12 protein-coding genes are annotated in these 17,335 nt (G+C 67.9%); 7 read left to right on the forward strand and 5 right to left on the reverse strand.

The window, feature by feature from the left end; genetic code table 11:
- Nucleotides 1–2: 2 nt before the first annotated feature.
- Together ABZS29_RS30785 and acnA are read left to right on the forward strand one after the other, a co-directional pair.
- Complete coding sequence (locus ABZS29_RS30785) at nucleotides 3–935, forward strand: LLM class F420-dependent oxidoreductase (RefSeq protein ID WP_355467162.1); 933 nt, start codon at nucleotides 3–5, stop codon at nucleotides 933–935.
- 136 nt (nucleotides 936–1,071) lie between these two features.
- Nucleotides 1,072–3,846, forward strand: coding sequence for an aconitate hydratase AcnA (gene acnA / locus ABZS29_RS30790; RefSeq protein WP_355467164.1), 2,775 nt, complete (start codon nucleotides 1,072–1,074; stop codon nucleotides 3,844–3,846).
- A 52-nt stretch (nucleotides 3,847–3,898) separates the two neighbouring features.
- On the opposite strand, the gene ABZS29_RS30795 is transcribed toward acnA, so the two are convergent.
- Nucleotides 3,899–4,972, reverse strand: coding sequence for a hypothetical protein (locus tag ABZS29_RS30795; protein ID WP_355467166.1), 1,074 nt, complete (start codon nucleotides 4,970–4,972; stop codon nucleotides 3,899–3,901).
- Nucleotides 4,969–5,532, reverse strand: a complete 564-nt coding sequence (locus ABZS29_RS30800; protein ID WP_355467168.1) for an RNA polymerase sigma factor — start codon at nucleotides 5,530–5,532, stop codon at nucleotides 4,969–4,971. Before ABZS29_RS30800 ends, ABZS29_RS30795 begins: the two co-directional genes overlap by 4 nt.
- Before the next feature lie 203 nt (nucleotides 5,533–5,735).
- Between ABZS29_RS30800 and ABZS29_RS30805 the strand changes: the two genes are divergently transcribed.
- Together ABZS29_RS30805 and ABZS29_RS30810 are read left to right on the forward strand one after the other, a co-directional pair.
- Complete coding sequence (locus tag ABZS29_RS30805) at nucleotides 5,736–6,761, forward strand: aminoglycoside phosphotransferase family protein (RefSeq protein ID WP_355467170.1); 1,026 nt, start codon at nucleotides 5,736–5,738, stop codon at nucleotides 6,759–6,761.
- Nucleotides 6,762–6,791: 30 nt separating this feature from the next.
- Nucleotides 6,792–7,352, forward strand: coding sequence for a HEAT repeat domain-containing protein (locus ABZS29_RS30810; RefSeq protein WP_355467172.1), 561 nt, complete (start codon nucleotides 6,792–6,794; stop codon nucleotides 7,350–7,352).
- Here ABZS29_RS30810 and ABZS29_RS30815 read toward each other — a convergent pair.
- Nucleotides 7,342–7,758: an HIT family protein gene (locus tag ABZS29_RS30815; RefSeq protein ID WP_355467174.1), complete on the reverse strand. Its 417-nt coding sequence runs from the start codon at nucleotides 7,756–7,758 to the stop codon at nucleotides 7,342–7,344. The two genes, ABZS29_RS30810 and ABZS29_RS30815, sit on opposite strands and share 11 nt — an antisense overlap.
- The gene (locus ABZS29_RS30820) at nucleotides 7,758–9,665 is read right to left on the reverse strand and encodes a Na+/H+ antiporter (protein WP_355467176.1); all 1,908 of its coding nucleotides are present in this window, start codon (nucleotides 9,663–9,665) and stop codon (nucleotides 7,758–7,760) included. The genes ABZS29_RS30815 and ABZS29_RS30820 overlap by 1 nt, the downstream gene beginning before the upstream one ends.
- 91 nt (nucleotides 9,666–9,756) lie before the next feature.
- On the opposite strand from ABZS29_RS30820, the gene ABZS29_RS30825 reads away from it, so the two are divergent.
- Nucleotides 9,757–11,280 carry a CocE/NonD family hydrolase gene (locus ABZS29_RS30825; RefSeq protein WP_355467178.1) on the forward strand — a complete coding sequence of 508 codons (1,524 nt, stop codon included), beginning with the start codon at nucleotides 9,757–9,759 and terminating at the stop codon, nucleotides 11,278–11,280.
- Here ABZS29_RS30825 and ABZS29_RS30830 read toward each other — a convergent pair.
- Nucleotides 11,259–11,756 (reverse strand): DUF402 domain-containing protein, encoded by a 498-nt coding sequence (locus ABZS29_RS30830; RefSeq protein WP_355467180.1) that lies wholly within the window; start codon nucleotides 11,754–11,756, stop codon nucleotides 11,259–11,261. The genes ABZS29_RS30825 and ABZS29_RS30830 overlap by 22 nt on opposite strands.
- A 763-nt stretch (nucleotides 11,757–12,519) precedes the next feature.
- Here ABZS29_RS30830 and ABZS29_RS30835 point away from each other — a divergent pair.
- Entirely contained in the window at nucleotides 12,520–13,677 is a 1,158-nt protein-coding gene (locus tag ABZS29_RS30835) for a LamG domain-containing protein (RefSeq protein WP_355467182.1), read from the forward strand.
- 178 nt (nucleotides 13,678–13,855) lie between these two features.
- Nucleotides 13,856–17,299, forward strand: a complete 3,444-nt coding sequence (locus ABZS29_RS30840; RefSeq protein WP_355467184.1) for a LamG-like jellyroll fold domain-containing protein — start codon at nucleotides 13,856–13,858, stop codon at nucleotides 17,297–17,299.
- Nucleotides 17,300–17,335 lie beyond the last annotated feature (36 nt).

Consider the following 17,335-nt stretch of genomic DNA (forward strand, 5'->3'; position numbering starts at 1 on the left):
GCATGCTTCTCAGGATCTTCACCGAACCCCAGCAAGGCGCCTCGTACGACGATCTCCTCGCGGTCGCGCAGCAGACCGAGGAGAACGGCTTCGACGCGTTCTTCCGTTCCGACCACTACCTCGTGATGGGCGACAGCGACGGCCTCCCCGGTCCGTCGGACGCCTGGATCACTCTCGCCGGCCTGGCCCGGGAGACGAAGCGGATCAAGCTCGGCACGCTGGTCAGCTCGGCCACGTTCCGCAACCCGGGCGTCCTCGCGATCACCGTCGCGCAGGTCGACCAGATGAGCGGCGGTCGCGCGGAGCTCGGGCTCGGCGCGGGCTGGTACGAGCGGGAGCACCAGGCGTACGGCTTGGACTTCCCGGACACGCCCGGCCGGTTCGACCTGCTGACCGAACAGCTCGAGCTGATCACCGGTCTCTGGGACACGCCGGTGGGGGAGAAGTACAACTTCCAGGGCGAGCACTACCAGCTCACCGACTCCCCGGCACTGCCGAAGCCGATCCAGCAGCCGCACCCGCCGGTCATCGTCGGCGGCGCAGGCAAGAAGCGCACCCCCGCCCTCGCCGCGCAGTACGCGAGCGAGTTCAACGCCGGCTTCCGCTCGCCCGAAGAGACCGCAATCCTGTTCGAGCGCGTCCAAGCAGCCTGTACGGCGGCCGGCCGCGACCCGAAGACGCTCGCCCTCTCGACCGCGCACACCGTCGTCGTCGGCAAGGACGACGCCCAGGTGAAGCAGCGGGCCGAGGCGATCGGCCGCGACGTGGAGGCGCTGAAGCGGGACGCGATCGCCGGTACGCCGGCGGAGGTCGTCGACCGGATCGGTCAGTTCGCGGCTGCGGGCTCGCAGCGCCAGTACGTGCAGATCATGGACCTGAGCGATCTGGACCACCTGGACCTGATCGCCGCGGAGGTTCTGCCGCAGGTGAAGTGAGAAGTGACTCGATGTCGTGTATCTTGATGTCGAGAGACTTCCCCGCCATGAAGTTAGGTTTACCTGACCTCGTGGCCGGGCCGGGGGCCCGGGAGGATGGGCCCAGCGGAACTGGACCGGATAGAGGAGCAGGTTGATGGCGAGCGTCGACAGCTTCGGTGCCCAGGGGGCACTCGAGGTCAACGGACAGTCGTACGAGATCTTCAGGTTGGCGGGTATCGAGGGCGCGGAGACGCTGCCCTACTCCCTCAAGGTGCTGCTGGAGAACCTGCTGCGCACCGAGGACGGCGCGAACATCACCGCCGACCACATCCGCAAGCTGGCGAACTGGGACCAGAACGCGGCTCCCGACACGGAGATCCAGTTCACCCCGGCCCGGGTGATCATGCAGGACTTCACCGGCGTGCCGTGTGTGGTCGACCTGGCCACCATGCGCGAGGCGGTCGCCGAGCTCGGGGGCGACCCGACCAAGATCAACCCGCTGGCGCCGGCCGAGCTGGTCATCGACCACTCGGTCATCATCGACGTCTTCGGCCGTCAGGACGCCTTCGAGCGCAACGTCGAGCTGGAGTACGAGCGCAACCGCGAGCGGTACCAGTTCCTGCGCTGGGGCCAGACGGCGTTCGACGAGTTCAAGGTCGTCCCGCCGGGCACCGGCATCGTGCACCAGGTGAACATCGAGCACCTCGCCCGGACGGTGATGGTCCGCAACGGCCAGGCCTACCCGGACACCTGCGTCGGCACCGACAGCCACACCACGATGGTGAACGGCCTGGGCGTGCTGGGCTGGGGCGTCGGCGGTATCGAGGCCGAGGCCGCGATGCTCGGCCAGCCGGTCAGCATGCTGATCCCGAAGGTCGTCGGCTTCAAGCTGACCGGTTCGGTGCCGGCCGGCGCGACCGCGACCGACGTCGTCCTGACGATCACCCAGATGCTGCGTCAGCACGGTGTGGTCGGCAAGTTCGTCGAGTTCTACGGCGACGGCGTCACCGCGGTGCCGCTGGCCAACCGCGCCACCATCGGCAACATGAGCCCGGAGTTCGGCTCCACCTGCGCGATCTTCCCGATCGACGACGTGACGCTGGAGTACCTGCGGCTGACCGGCCGCTCCGACGACGACGTCGCGCTGGTCGAGGCGTACGCCAAGGAGCAGGGTCTGTGGCACAACCCGGCCGTCGAGCCGCGGTTCTCGGAGTACCTCGAGCTGGACCTGTCGAGCGTCGTACCGTCGATCGCCGGCCCGAAGCGGCCGCAGGACCGGATCGAGCTGAGCAAGGCCAAGGAGTCGTTCCGCGGTGTGCTCGGTGACTACGCGACCGAGGAGCTCGAGGTCGACCCGTCGGAGCTCGGCAGCTTCCCGGGCAGCGACGCTCCCAACGGGCACGGTCACACCGACGACAGCCCGCACGTCGCCCCGGCCGCCAAGGACCGGCCGACCAAGAAGACCACGATCTCGCTGGACGGCCAGGAGATCGAGCTCGACCACGGTCACGTCGTGATCGCGAGCATCACCTCCTGCACCAACACGTCGAACCCGTCGGTGATGATGGCGGCCGCGCTGCTGGCCAAGAACGCCGTCGACAAGGGCCTCGCGTCCAAGCCGTGGGTGAAGACCTCGCTGGCGCCGGGGTCGAAGGTCGTCACGGACTACTACGAGAAGGCCGGCGTCACGCCGTACCTGGAGAAGCTCGGCTTCCACCTGGTCGGCTACGGCTGCACGACCTGCATCGGCAACTCGGGCCCGCTGCCCGAGGCGGTCTCGGCCGGCGTCCAGGAAGCCGACCTGGCGGTCGTGTCGGTGCTGTCCGGCAACCGCAACTTCGAGGGCCGGATCAACCCGGACGTGAAGATGAACTACCTGGCGAGCCCGCCGCTGGTGATCGCGTACGCGCTGGCCGGGTCGATGGACTTCGACTTCGAGACCGATGCCCTGGGCAAGGACACCGACGGCAACGACGTCTTCCTGCGCGACATCTGGCCGACCGCGGCCGACGTCGAGGCCGTGATCGCGACCTCGATCACCAAGGAGATGTTCACCAAGGACTACGCCGACGTGTTCGCCGGTGACGAGCGCTGGCAGTCGCTGCCGACGCCGGAGGGCAAGACCTTCGCCTGGGACGCCGAGTCGACGTACGTGCGCAAGCCTCCGTACTTCGAGGGGATGGCGCACGAGCCGTCGCCGGTGACCGACATCGCCGGGGCGCGGGTGCTGGCCAAGCTCGGCGACTCGGTGACGACCGACCACATCTCGCCGGCCGGCGCGATCAAGGCCGACAGCCCGGCGGGCAAGTACCTGGCCGAGCACAACATCGACCGCAAGGACTTCAACTCCTACGGTTCGCGACGCGGCAACCACGAGGTGATGATCCGCGGCACGTTCGCGAACATCCGGCTGCGCAACCAGATCGCACCGGGCACCGAGGGCGGCTTCACCCGCGACTTCACCAAGCCGGACGCGCCGGTGACCAGCATCTACGAGGCCTCCGAGGCGTACGCCGAGGCCGGCATCCCGCTGGTCATCCTGGCCGGCAAGGAGTACGGCTCGGGGTCGTCGCGCGACTGGGCGGCCAAGGGTACGGCGCTGCTCGGCGCGCGGGCCGTGATCACGGAGTCGTTCGAGCGCATCCACCGCTCGAACCTGATCGGCATGGGCGTGCTGCCGCTGCAGTACCCCGAGGGCGAGAACGCGGAGTCGCTCGGCCTGACCGGCGAGGAGACCTTCGACATCAGCGGCGTCACCGCGCTGAACGACGGCTCGATTCCGCGCACCGTGCACGTCACCGCGACGTCGCCCGCCGGCGACGTCAAGGAGTTCGACGCGGTCGTCCGCATCGACACCCCCGGTGAGGCGGACTACTACCGCAACGGCGGCATCCTGCAGTACGTGCTGCGCTCGCTGATCGCCAACTGAGCAACGCGAAAGGGCCGACCGGGCTGCAATCCGGTCGGCCCTTTCGCCGTTCTCAGCGGCAGCCGAGGCCTTCCTTGTAGCCGTCGGCGGGCTTGCCGGACTTGGACTCCGGCTTCGCCTTGCCGGCGATCTCGTCGGCGTACTGCCAGATCAGCTCAGGCATGTCACCCTCGGCGTTCATCTCCTGGAGGATCTTCCAGGACTTGCTGCCCTGCATGGCCTTCACGGCCTCGGCCGCCTTGGCCTTGTCACCGGACTTCGTCGCCGCGGTCCACTGGTCGAGCCAGGCACACGACGCGGCCGTCGCGACGCGGGCGCCCAGGTGGTACCGCCCGATCACCGTCTCCTTGTACAGCGGCGCCTTGTCGAACCCCTTCGGTACCGTGATCCCGGCGAGAATGCCGTCGACGGCCGCGCGGACCTTCTCCGGCTTCACGACCGATTCGGGCATCGCGCTCAGCCAGGTGTCGACGTCGACCTGCTTCAGCTTGCCGAGCACGTCCCGGTAGGCGGCCTCGGAGCCGAGGTCGGCCCGCAGTTCGACGAAGGTCGCGCCCTTGGCGGGCAGCATGAAGGCGAGGTCCGTGCTGTTCGCGTCGTAGCGGAACAGCGTGCCGCGCTGACCGAGCACCATGACCTCTTCGTGGCTGACGGTGCCCTGGAGCCGGTCCTTGTAGTAGTCCTTGTACGAAGCGCTCGCGTACCACGTGAGCTTGATGATCTTGTCGCCGCTGGCGAACGACATGTCGCCCGAGTCTTTGGTGAACTCGTCGACCTGGGAGATCTTCCAGGCCGGGTCGTCGATCAGGATCCGCTCGTTGGCCTCGGCGACCGCGACGAGCTCGGCCGCGTACGCCCGCTGCGGACCGGCGATCGGCGCGATCGGACTGTCCTTGGGGAGCACGGCCCCCACGACGGCGACGGCTGCCGCGATGGCGACCGCGGCGGCTGCCCCGATGGCGACCCGGCGGCGCCGGCTCGGCCGCAGCCGGGTGGCGGGTTCGGTGGTGGTCAAGATCTCCTCCAGCAGTTCGGACTCGGCGCGATCGGCCGGCAGCTGCCGGACCCGGTCGTCGCCGTACGGGTTGGCCCGTGCGATCAGCCGGTCGAGTTCGCGGTCGTTCATCGCTCCTCCTGAGCTGGTCGCAGTGCTCTGTCATCCCGTTCATGTCCGTGATCGGCGAAGGCGTCTCCCAGCCGTTGCCGCAACCGCCCCCGCGCCCGGTGCAACCGGGTCCGAACCACCCGAGCCGGTACGTCGAGCACCACGGCCGCCTCCTGCGGATCGAGGTTCTCCCACGCGGTGAGCATCAGCAGTTCGCGGTCGTTCTCGCTCAGCCCGGCCATGGCTGCCAGCAGTACGGCGTTCGCCTCGACCTCGCCGGCGTGGTCCGGTACGACGTCGTGCAGCTCCACCCGCAGTCGCTCACCGAGCCGGTCCCGCCGCTGGAGCCCGCGCCGGTGATTCGCGAGCACTCGGCGGGCGACGCCGTACAGCCAGAGCCGGGCTGTCCCGTCCACGGGCACCTGGTCGAACCGGCGCCAGGCGACCAGCATGGTGTCGGCCACGACGTCCGCCGCATCGTCGGCTGATCCGCACCGCCGCAGCGCATAACCGAGCAGCTCCCGGAAGTTCTGCTCGAACAGCGCGCGGAACTCGTCCTGCGGATCCGCCGGTGAGGTCATACCTGGTCCATGTCCGGCAGTATGCGCGGCGTCTCAGGTCATTTCGCGGGGCGGACCTCAGCCACTCACCAACTGTCGTTTCGGCCTCCCGCATCGCCTGCGCTGAGCGTGAGCCGCGCGCTCTGTGCGAGGTTGATGAGTGGTGGCGGTCCGGGCGGCGAAATCGTGTCGCGTCGCGGCGCGGTGCGTGACATTCTCGCCGGATGCCAATCACCGCCGAGCAGGTCGCCGACGCGTTCGGCCTCGGATCCGTCCTGGAGGACCGACCGCTGGCTAACGGCGACCGCCCCGCCGTCACTCGCGTCGTGTCGACCTCGACTGGACGCTGGGTGGTCAAGCACGACCGCCTCGGCTCCGCCGAGCGCTCCGACCTGTCCGAATGGCAGCGTACGAAGGCCTGGACCGTGCACCGGCTGGAGAGTGCCGCCGCGGCGGCGGGCATCCCGATGCCGGCCCCGGTCCAGCCACCCGAGCCCAGTGTGGGCTTCTGGTACGCGCCGCCGGGCAGGGACCTCGTCCGGGTGACCGAGTGGGTGGACGGCCGTGACCTGCGGGAAGCCCACGTCGCCGACGAGGAGCTGGCTGGTTGGCTCGGCGGCGTGCTGGCCAAGATCGCTCGGTTGGATGTTGAGGTCGACGAGGACGCCGATGCGTCTCAGGTCTTCCCGTTGGAGGAGTGGCGCGACTGGGTCCGCCAGGCCGAGCGGATGGCGGACCCAGCGGTCGGCCAGGCCGCTCGCGCCGTACTCGGAGTGGCCGAGGACTCCGCCGACCTGGTCGCCGAGGCGCTGCGGAACCGCCCGCCGCTGACGATGACTCACGGCGATGCCGCCCGAGCCAACATCCTCGCCACTCCGACCGGACTGATGCTGATCGACTGGGAGTCGGCGACGGCCGACGTTGCCTGGTGGGACGCGGCCAACAACGCCGTCCGGCTGGCCGCTCCCAACGAGCGGAGTATTGCCGGCGGCGACCCCCGCATCATCCGCGCGCTGATCGGGTCTTACCGCGATGCCGGTGGCCCGGCCGGGCCCGCCGACGCGACAGCCTTTGCCGGACTGCTCATCGGGCATCTCAGCTTCACTGCTTGGTGCCTGTGGGTGGCGCTCGGGCACCGCGACGAAAGCGCGGAACAGGTTGCCTCCTGCACCCGCTCACTGCTCGACGCCGCCGAGCACCTGCCGCGGATTCTGCGCGAACTGGACGACTGGGCGCTACTGCTGGCCTGAATTGTCGGTGGGTCAGGTTTTACTGAGCTCATGACGGCAGACCGGGCGCATCCGCGAGAGGTAGTGATGGCTGCCTGCGCGGAGCACGGCCGCGACACAGTGATCGACTGGGCGGTCGCGTTCCTGACCGGCGAGATCTCCGGAGAGGCGGCGTACGGCGCTGAGCTGCCGAAGCTGGTCGCGATCACGGGGTCAGCGAATCCGGGTGGCTGGGCGGCTCCCGTTGACCCGGCCAACTACTACTGGATCCGGGTCTGGGCCGCGCGGGTGTTCCTGTACGTCTGGCGGGATGACGTGGTGGACGCGTTGCTGGCGGTGGCAGATGATCCGGCGTGGCGGGTCCGTGAGCACGTCGCGCGGATCACCGCGCAGCGAGAGCTCGGTCAGTTGGTGGATGCGCTGCTGCCAATGCTGGAGCACGAACTGCCGCGCGTGCGCGCGGCCGCCGTACGGGCGATCGGTGCGGCGGGGGAGTTCGAGCATGCCGCGGCCGTTGAGGAGCTGGCCGGCGACCCGGACTCGACAGTCCGGGCCGCCGTCGAGCGTGCGCTGGCCAAACTCGGTGAGCGGCTGGACCGGCCTATGAACTGAGCACGTCTCGCAGCTTGGCGGCGTACTCGGCGGCTTCGGCATCGTCGGCGTACTTCGTCCGCGGCCAGAAGAAGCCGCGCAATCCGTCACCCTTCGTCCGCGGTACGACGTGCACGTGGAGGTGCGGGACCGACTGCGACACAACGTTGTTGACGGCAACGAACGAACCCTGCGCGCCGTACGCCGTGCGGACCGCGGCGGCGACCTGACGCGCGGCACCGAACAGCGGGACGCTCACCTCGTCGGTGAGCTCCACCATCGTCGGCACATGCGCTCGCGGCACGATCAGCGTGTGCCCCTTGAAGACCGGGCGAATGTCGAGGAAGCCGAGCAGCTCCGGCGTGTCCAGGACGATGTGCGCCGGAGTCGTGCCGGCGATGATCGAGCAGAACAGGCAGTCAGCCATCAGCCGAGCTTCTCGTCCACGAAGCACCAGCGCCAGTTCTCACCGGGTTCGAAGCTGCGCATCACCGGGTGCGTGGTCTCGTCGTAGTGCTTGCTCGCGTGCTTCATCTCCGAAGAATCGCAGCAACCGACGTGACCGCAGCCCAGGCACAACCGCAGGTGCACCCACGAGCCGCCTTCGGCCAGGCACTCCTCGCAGCCCTCGGGCGTGTTCGGAGTGACGACGACAGGCGCGTGCACGAGGTGCTCACAGCCGCCGCTCGCCGACGCCGGTGGGCGCAGGTCCTCGGAACGACCGCCGACGTCGTCGTCCTCGTCGCGATCCAGGATCGACTCCTCGATGTCGAGCACCGACTGCGCTCGCTGCAGCACCTCGTCGGCGACCAGGCCGGCGTCGCGGACCTTGAGAATGTGCGACCGCTCCGCCTCCAGCATCGCCATCCGCAACCGCCGGTACGCCTCACTCGGCGTCTCGTACTCGGTTTCAGGACGCCCCAACCGCTCCCACGCGGCCAGCGCACGCGATTCGCCGCGCTGCCGCAGTACGGCGAGCACGCCCTCGGGGTCGTCCGGAGTGGCGATTTCGTCCAGCTTCGCGATCGCGGCGCGATGCGCACCCTGCAGTACGGCGGCCTCCTGCAGCGCGTCCTCCGCGGGATCCGGTCCGGGCAGCTGCAACCGCCGTACCAGCCAGGGGAGCGTGGAGCCCTGAAGCAGCAGCGTGCCACCGGTGACGGCGAGGGCCATGAAGACGAGCACCTCGCGGTGCGGGGTGTCCTCCGGGAGCGTGAAGACCGCGGCCAGCGTGACCACGCCGCGCATACCCGCCCAGCAGACGACGATCAGTGCGCCGAAGGGGACGGGACCGGGACGGGAACGGCCGAGGATCCGGCGGGACAGGTAGGTGGTCGGGACGACCCAGATCGGCCGCAGCAGGACCGTGGCCAGGAAGACAGCGACCGTCGAGAGGGCGATCAGCCAGGCCGGCAGCGGGCTCTCGGCGAGGTCGTCCAGGATCCAGCGGGTCTGCAGGCCGATCAGCAGGAAGACCGTGTTCTCGAGCAGGAACTGGAACGTGCGCCAGTTGGTCCGCTCGGAGATCCGCGACTTGGCCGACTGGATGATCGGCGCCTTGTGGCCGAGGATCAGACCGCTGACCACGACCGCCAGGACGCCGGACGCGTGCACCCAGTGGTTCTCGGCGGCGACGTACGCGATGAACGGCGCGGTCAGGCTGAGCGTGGTGTCCAGCACCGGGTCGGTGAACCGCTTGCGGATCTTGGCCAGCACGATCGCCACGATCAGGCCGATCGCGACACCACCGCCGGCCGCGCGGAGGAAGTCGAGTCCGACGTGGAGCACGGTCGGTACGACGAGTGCCGCGCCGAGCGACGTACGGAGAATGACGAGGGCGGTCGCGTCGTTGACCAGGCTCTCGCCCTCGAGAATCGTGACCACGCGGCGGGGGAGACCGACCCGCTTGGCGATCGCGGTCGCGGCGACGGCGTCCGGTGGCGCGATGACGGCACCGATGGCGAACGCGGCCCAGAGGGGGAGCGGCTGGTAGCCGTGGGACGCGGCCACGACGTTGAGCAGCCACCAGGCGACCAGACCGACGCCGATGGCGGTGAAGGCCACCAGCCCGACCGACAGCAGGCCGATCGAGCGGCGGTGCTTGGTGAAGTCGACCAGGCTGGTCTTGATCGCCGCGGAGTAGAGCAGCGGCGGAAGGAAGCCGACCAGAACCACCTCGGGCTCCAGCTCGACCCGGGGAACGAAGGGCAGATAGGACGCGGCGACCCCGATCACCACGAGCAGCAGGGGAGCCGACAACCCGATCCGGCGGGCCAGCGCGGCCCCGCCCGCCACCACGGCGACGAGGGCCACGATCTCGATCGCGATATGCACGGAGCACAGTCTCTCAGCTCGTACTAGCGACACTGGCCACCGTCGTCTAGCGTGTGCGGAGCGAGATCCGTCCACCACGCGGAGTGATCACATGCGACGTACTGCTTCTGTCGTCTCAGGCCTTCTCTTGCTCGCCGCCGCGCTCGTCCCCGCGCCGGCCGCCGCCGTCGTCCGCGAAGACACGGTGACCACCGGCTGCGTGCAGTCGGTCCCCGAGCCGGGGTCCTCGGTGCCGGTGCAGATCTGCTACTCGCTCTTCAAGCCCGCCGTGGCATCCGCGGCGCACACGGTGCCGCTGATCTTCAGCAGCCACGGCTGGGGCGGTTCGCGGACCACCGACATCCGGCAGTTCCGCGCCCACCTCGACGCGGGGTTCGGCGTACTGAGCTTCGACCAGCGCAGCTTCGGCGAGAGCACCGGCGTCGCTCACGTGATGAACCCCGACTACGAGGGCCGCGACGTCATCAAGCTCGTGGACTTCGTCGCCGGCCTGGATTGGGTGACCAAGCAACGACCCGGTGACCCGCTGATCGGCGCCATCGGCGGCTCGTACGGCGGCGGCTACCAGCTCGCCGGCGCGTTCACCGAGCTCCGCGACTTCGGCCGGACCCGCTTCGACGCACTCGCGCCCGAGATCACCTGGTGGGATCTGAAGCGCTCGCTCGCGCCGTCCGAGACCGCGCGAACCATGTGGCTGAGCATCCTCTTCGCCAGCGGCGGCAAGAACCTCCCGCCCTCGATCGGCAAGGCCTGGGCGACGCTGATCGCCACCGGCGCCTGGCCGACCGGCAAGACCGGCCGCGAGCTCACCCGGTTCTTCGCGCACAACGGACCGGCGTGGCACGTGGCCGAAGGCCGCAAGCTCGACATCCCGGTGCTCCTTGAACAGGGCATCACCGACAACCTGTTCAACCTCAACGAGGGCCTGTCCATCTACGACCACGCCCTCACTCCGCGTGCCCGCGCCCGCTCGCTTCTGGTCGGCTACAACGGTGGCCACGCACTGCCCGCCGTCGTACCGCCGGGCTATGGCACCTCCGGCGACCCCTGCTCGATCGCCCTCGGCTCCCCGAACTTCGCCGACCTCGCTCTGCGGTTCCTCCGCCTTCAGTTGCTGGGGGAGTCGACCGGTCTCACCGGATTCGGCAAGTACCACCTGTCCACTGCCGGCGGTCGTTGCCTGACGCAACAGTCCCTGGCGGCCAACACCGTCAAGCGCCTGGGCAAGATCGCCACCCCGACCGGCGTCGGCGTCCCGGTCACCGTGAAGGTCGCCACCGGCCCGCTCACCGTCGCCGGCACCCCACATGTCTCCGCGAACGTCTACACGATCGTCCCGCGCACCCCGGCGTTCCTCGCGCTCAGCGTCGGCACCAGCCCACTCACCGCCCGCGTCATCCAGAACAACACCATGCCGCTGCGCGAACACCGCGCCGCCCACGGCGTCCGCCGTACGATCGAACTGCCTGCGATCGCGGTCGACGTACCGGCAGGACAGAACCTCTATCTCACGGTCTCCCCGGTCGCCGACATGTACGCCGGCCAACGCGCACCCCTACCCGGCGCGCTCCTGCTGAAGAACACAACCGTCAGCTACCGCACCATATCCAGGTAGCGCTTGTACACACCGGTGAACGGCTCCTCGTTGACGACCGCCCCCACCAACCAGTCACACGAAGCCTGCGCCTGCTCGATGACCTCGGCCGGATAGTTGTACTTCACCTGGTGCTCCGCGAACTCGTCCTCGTCGTCCACCAGCACCGACCCGTCCCGCTTCTTGATCACATCCAGATCCAGATCGATCATCGTCACCCGATCCTCGCTGAACTCCACCGGGGTCGTGATGTCGCAGTAGATCTCCGTCATCCGCGGCGCATCGTTGAAGATCGCCGTGAACCACTTGTCCCGCGGAAACAACTGCACATGCGCCTCCGCCGCAGTGAGCTTCAACCCCTCACCCCGCTGCATCACAGCCCCCACCCGCCCGCCGAGCCAAACGCCGTACTCGTCCTCCCCGAGCCACTCCATCCACTGATGCCAGTGCAAACTCTCGTCGTACTTCCGGTACACCACCCGCACATCCCGTCCCATGCCCGCACGCTATCGCGCCACCGGCTCGCCACGCGCACCCTTCTGCAGCTTCGTGCAACTTCATGGACACCGTCCGTACGCACACGACAGGATGGCTCGCTGGTCTGAAAGCCGCCCTGGGGAGGGACCAAATGAATCACGCACGCCCGCTGTCAGTTCGCCGTCTGGCCGGAACGCTGCTGGCCGCTTTAGCTCTAGTCATCACGCTCGTGCCCGTCGCGTCCGCCGCCGACCCACCTGTGCCGCCGGCGCCACCGTCGGTCACGGCGACTCATCACGGCGAGCCGCTCGAGAACTGCTGGGTTCTGCCGAAGTGTCCTGAGGGCGTGGTTCTAGGGGACAAGGTGACATTCACCGTCACCTCGACCTCCCCTGATGTCGTGAGCATTCGCTATCGATGGCTTGGCACGAACCCGGTCTCGGTCGACGGCCCGACCGCCACGCTGGACCTGGAGCCGCCGACCGATGGCCGCCTGATTCTGATGGTGCAGAGCGTCAATTCCTTCGGTCAGCCCAGCCAGGACACGTACTTCATGCTGTTCGTCGGCCCAGCGCCCGGCCCGGTCGGTTCGTGGGGGTTCAACGACGGCAGCGGTACGACGGCCGCGGACGGCCCAGGGCTGACGCACCCGCTGGCGCTGACCGGGGCGGCCTTCGAGGCATCCGGCCGCCTCGATGGCGCGCTTGCCCTCGATGGCGCCGACGACTACGCGTCCGCGAGCGAGTCTGTCGTCGACACCACGCAGAGCTTCTCGATCTCGGTGTGGGCCCGGCCCACCAACCCGTCAAAGCTCGGGTCATCGCCTCCGCGAACGGCGCCAACACCGCTGCCGCCGGTCTCGGCTACGACCCGTCGACCAAACGCTGGGTCTTTGCGCGCACCGCAGCCGACGTCGCGATTCCCCAGCTGTACAAGGCATCCTCGAAAGAGTCGCCCGTCAACGGCGCCTGGTCACACCTGCTCGCGACGTACGACGCCCCGACCGGAGCCCTCAGGCTCTACGTCAACGGCCGCCTTCAGCAGGAGACGTCTGCGCCGATCGCCAACGCCTGGAAGGCCACCGGCCCACTGACCGTCGGCCGCAGCTTCCTGGCTGGTGCGGCCGGGGGCTACTTCGGTGGCTCGCTCGACCACCTGCAGATCTGGCAGCGGGTCCTGCGCCCCGAGGAGGTATTGGAGCTTCAGGCGCCGCGCAGCTCGCAAGGCCCGGTAGTGACGGGAGATGCAGCGCACTGGCCGCTCGACACGGCGGTTCGCGGTCAGGACGGTATCTGGCGTTCTCGAGACACCATCCGCGGCGCGGGTTTCACCATCGCGGGCTTCCAAGGCAGCGATCAGTCCAAGGCGTTCGTCAGTGACGCAGAGCGCGGCAAGGTCCTCGAACTCACCGGTGCACGCCGCGAATCGGTCAGCCTCGGCCACCCGGTCGTCGACGCTAGCGCGAGCTTCTCGGTCGCCGTGATGGTGAAGATCGCCGACCCGACCAAGCCCGGCGTGATCATCCGCCAAGGAAGCAGCACGAAGGACACCTGGCGTCTCGCCTACGAGCCCGATGGAACAACCGCCAAGTTCACCTTCGCCCGAGTCAACGCCGACACGAACACCGAAACCGTCGCAACATCGCCGATCTACGACGGCGACGCACTCGACACTTGGCACCTGCTCGTCGGCACCTACCACGTCGATCCTCGCGATCCGAGCAACGACAGGATCGAGCTGACCATGGACCTCCGGTCCCGCGACGGCTCCCAAGCCAGCTTCGCGGCCCCCACCCGGGACGGCGCCGTCGTCGTCGGCAAGCCCGGCCCCACCGGCACCCCCTTCGCCGGCCGCCTCGACGACATCCGCATCTACACCGGCGACCTCTCGCCCATCAAGGCCTGCCAGGACTACCCAGGCCTGGAGGCGTGCGGCGCTTGATCTGAACTGTATGGGTCGTTTGTATGAGTTGTCGCTGGTGGTGATCGACCAGTTGCACCAGAGTGGTCATTCTCGGGATTTGTGAACTAACAGTGGGGTGGGGAACGTGAGGCGGGGATCTCGTGCTGCTCTGGCGCGCCATGGGCGCGGCCGGATTTCAGTGGCCGTAGTGGCTGCAATGGCAGTCCTGACATCAGGTCTGCAGGCAATTCCGGCGGCGGCCGCGCCACCGCCGATTCCGAAGGTGGGCCGCAACACGCAGGAGGCGGCCAAGTTCGCCGCCGCCAGTGGTGCCCCGGTGGAGATCGCCGACCGCACGACCGAGCTGTCACAGACCTTCGCCAATCCGGACGGGTCCCTGACCGCCAAGGTGTCCAATGCCCCGGTGCGGGTGAAGCAGGGCGACACCTGGAGAGCCGTGGATACGACGCTCGAGTTCCGCGTGGACGGAACGGTTGGCCCGAAGGCCGCGGTCTCGCAGATCACGTTGTCCGGTGGCGGGAACACGTCCATCGGCAAGGTCGGTGTGCCCGAGGGCACGTTCGAGCTCAAGTCGCCGTGGCGCCTGCCGCGCCCGACGCTGGCGGGCTCGATCGCGACGTACTCCGAGGTGATGCAAGGGGTGGACCTCGTCATCGAGTCCACTTCAGAGGGGTTGAGCTACAACGTCGTCGTCAAGACTCGTGAGGCCGCCTCGGATCCGGCACTGCGCTCGATCCACTTCCCCGTGACGACCGAGGGCCTGTCACTGCGCACGAACCGTGAGGGCAGTCCGGCGTATGCCGACGCTAACGGCCGGCTGGTCATGACGGCCGGCGACGCGATGATGTGGGATTCTTCGCAGCCGGCTCCGCAAGGCAAGCAGGCTGTCGCGCCGCGTTCCTCGGCGAAACTCGTCGATGACGGTCCCGCTGGTGCGCACGCGGCTGAGATGGAGCTGCGCGGTGACGCGTCCGGCCTGACCCTGGTGCCGGACAGCGGCCTGCTTACCAGCCCGTCGACGGTCTACCCGGTTGTCCTCGACCCGGTCACGACCAAGACCACCAGGTCCGCCTGGGCAGCAGCCTGGCAGCTCTACCCGACGACCTCGTTCTACAAGACGACCCACAGTCTCGGTGTCGGGTACGAGGACTACGAGCAGCACAAGATCGTCCGCTCGTTCTTCCAGTTCGGCGCCGCGATATTCCGGGGCAAGAAGATCCTCAGCTCCAAGCTCCGGACCTACGAGGTTCATTCGGCCAGCTGTTCCGCTCGCTCCGTCAGCGTTACCCGCACGACGACGATCACCGACCGGACGACCTGGAACAACCAGCCCGGAGTTCAGCTCGCGGTCACGAGTCAAAGCTTCGCGAACGGTTACAACTCCTCTTGTCCTGACAAGTACGTCGAGTTCCCGGTGACGAGCTCGATGGTCGACACGGCTGCCAAGGGGTACACCACCACGACCTTCCGGCTCGCGGCCACGGACGAGACCGACGGCATCGCCTGGAAGCAGTTCAGTTCCTTCGGTGAGCTCGAGGTCACGTACGTATCGCCCCCTGCGGTTCCCACCGGGGTCGGCCTGAAGGACCCGAACGTCGGTTGTGACAGCTCCACGTCTTATGTGAATGTCGGCTCGAAGAACCTGCAATTCACGGCTACCCCGAAGCTCACCGCCGCGGACGTCGGCGCGCGGGTCCAGATCGAGTTCTGGTTCTACAGCACCACCGGGAACCCGTTCCTGTCCAAGCGAACCGGGCTCGACAGCCCGAACACACCCCTGACGCTCACCTTGCCGAGCACCACCTTCACTGACCAGGGCCTGTACCACTTCCGCGCCAGAACGATCTATCCCTATGCGACCGGCGCCGAGCTGAAATCAGTGGACTCCGCGTTCTGCTACTTCAAGGTGGATCGATTGGCGCCGGCGCCACCAACAGTTACGGCCAAGTACGGCGCGGATGCGGTGAAGAACTGCGACATCGAGAATCCGTGTGAAGCACTGCCACCGCAGGGTGCGCCCGTCTCCTTCACGATCAAAGGAAGCGCTGCCGACGTCATCAAGCACGAATACTGGTTCCAAGGCGCGTCGTCGAAGACCGCGGTGAGCGGTAATACCGTCACCACGAACATCGTGCCTCCCCAAGAAGGTTTCAACCGTCTGCACGTTCAGAGCTATGACTCAGCCGGACATGGCAGTAGCGGAGTGACCGACTTCGTGGTGAACGTCAAGAGTGCTTCGCCACCGGTTGCCGACTGGTCGTTCGACGACAAGACCGGGACCACAGCCGCGGACAGCGCCAGTTCGCCACATCCGCTCACCTTGTCCAATGGTGCAGCGTTCGACGACGCCGGTCGGAGCGGAGGGTCGCTGCAGCTGGATGGTGTGGACGACTTCGCCCAGACCGCGACGACGCCGGTCGACACTTCCAAGAGCTTCACGGTCTCCGCCTGGGCGCGGTTGACGTCCACCAAGGAGGCTGTAGTCGTGGCCTCGGCCGGCAACATCAGTAGCGCCTTCGAGCTGTACTACTCACAGTCGCTGAACCGCTGGGTGTTCCTGCGATTCAAGACCGACACGATGACCCCTGTCGCGGTTCAGGCGAAGTCGGATGAGCCGGGCGTGCTGGGCGCGTGGACCCACGTGGTCGGTGTCTACGACCAAGGGCTCGGGAAGATCCAGCTGTTCGTCAACGGCCGGCTGCAGGGAGCCGGGAATGTGGCGTATCCCGATTCGGCCTGGAAGGCGACCGGGCCGCTGAGTATCGGACATGGCCAGTACAACGACGTCTTCACCAATCGGTTCATCGGCGGGATCGACTCGGTGCAGATCTGGCAACGAGCCCTGACGGCGGATGCCGTCATGACCGTGGCCGATCCGCGCAAGGACGACAAGGTGGTCACCGGCTCGGCAGCACACTGGCCGCTGAACAGCGCCTACTTGGCCAGTGACCAGGTCTGGCGGACCGGGGACGTCGTGTACGGCGCGAACATGCCGATCAGTGGATTCGGAACGGGCGCGGATCAGTCCGCGGCGTTCGTCACCGACGACGACCGCGGTCAGGTGCTGGCGTTCTCCGGCGCCGCGTCCGAGGCGTTGTCGCTGCCGCGGCCGGTGGTGGACGGCGGGACGAGCTTCTCGGCCGGTGTCTGGGTCAAGGTGGCCGATCCGAACAAGTCGGCAGTGATCCTCCGCCAGGCGGGCCCCGACAGTGACGCCTGGCGACTCGAGTGGCGATCGGTCGACGAGATCAGCGGAGAGTGGGTGTTCACTCGCACCCCGGCGAACTCGACCACACCGGACACCGCGGTGTACCCGGAATCGAAGGATGCCGTGGCAGGCGAGTGGAGGCTGCTCATCGGCAGTTACGACGCTGCCGCACCTGACCAGATCAACAGTGGGGCGCTCGGCAAGATCACGCTGACCGTCGACAAGGGCACGATCGACGGCAGCGAGCACCGCCACACTTCGCCGTACCGGCTGGGAAGCACCGTCATCGGTAAGGGGCGGGAGACCGGTAGTGAGTTCGCCGGCTGGATCGACGACGTCCGCCTGTACACGGGCGCTCTGGACGATCGCGCAACCTGCACGGAGTATCCCGACCTCGGCGAAGACGTCTGCCCGACGAGCACGGAGGGCTGATCGATGACCGCCGCCCCGCGAGTGAGGAAGTTTTCG

The sequence above is a fragment of the Kribbella sp. NPDC005582 genome (assembly GCF_040605415.1).
GTDB lineage: Bacteria > Actinomycetota > Actinomycetes > Propionibacteriales > Kribbellaceae > Kribbella.

Coding starts and splice junctions, on each gene's coding strand:
- ABZS29_RS30785 (WP_355467162.1), top strand. CDS start 3: ATGCTTCTCAGGATCTTCACCGAACCCCAGCAAGGCGCCTCGTACGAC.
- acnA (WP_355467164.1), top strand. CDS start 1,072: ATGGCGAGCGTCGACAGCTTCGGTGCCCAGGGGGCACTCGAGGTCAAC.
- ABZS29_RS30795 (WP_355467166.1), bottom strand. CDS start 4,972: ATGAACGACCGCGAACTCGACCGGCTGATCGCACGGGCCAACCCGTAC.
- ABZS29_RS30800 (WP_355467168.1), bottom strand. CDS start 5,532: ATGACCTCACCGGCGGATCCGCAGGACGAGTTCCGCGCGCTGTTCGAG.
- ABZS29_RS30805 (WP_355467170.1), top strand. CDS start 5,736: ATGCCAATCACCGCCGAGCAGGTCGCCGACGCGTTCGGCCTCGGATCC.
- ABZS29_RS30810 (WP_355467172.1), top strand. CDS start 6,792: ATGACGGCAGACCGGGCGCATCCGCGAGAGGTAGTGATGGCTGCCTGC.
- ABZS29_RS30815 (WP_355467174.1), bottom strand. CDS start 7,758: ATGGCTGACTGCCTGTTCTGCTCGATCATCGCCGGCACGACTCCGGCG.
- ABZS29_RS30825 (WP_355467178.1), top strand. CDS start 9,757: ATGCGACGTACTGCTTCTGTCGTCTCAGGCCTTCTCTTGCTCGCCGCC.
- ABZS29_RS30830 (WP_355467180.1), bottom strand. CDS start 11,756: ATGGGACGGGATGTGCGGGTGGTGTACCGGAAGTACGACGAGAGTTTG.
- ABZS29_RS30840 (WP_355467184.1), top strand. CDS start 13,856: ATGGCAGTCCTGACATCAGGTCTGCAGGCAATTCCGGCGGCGGCCGCG.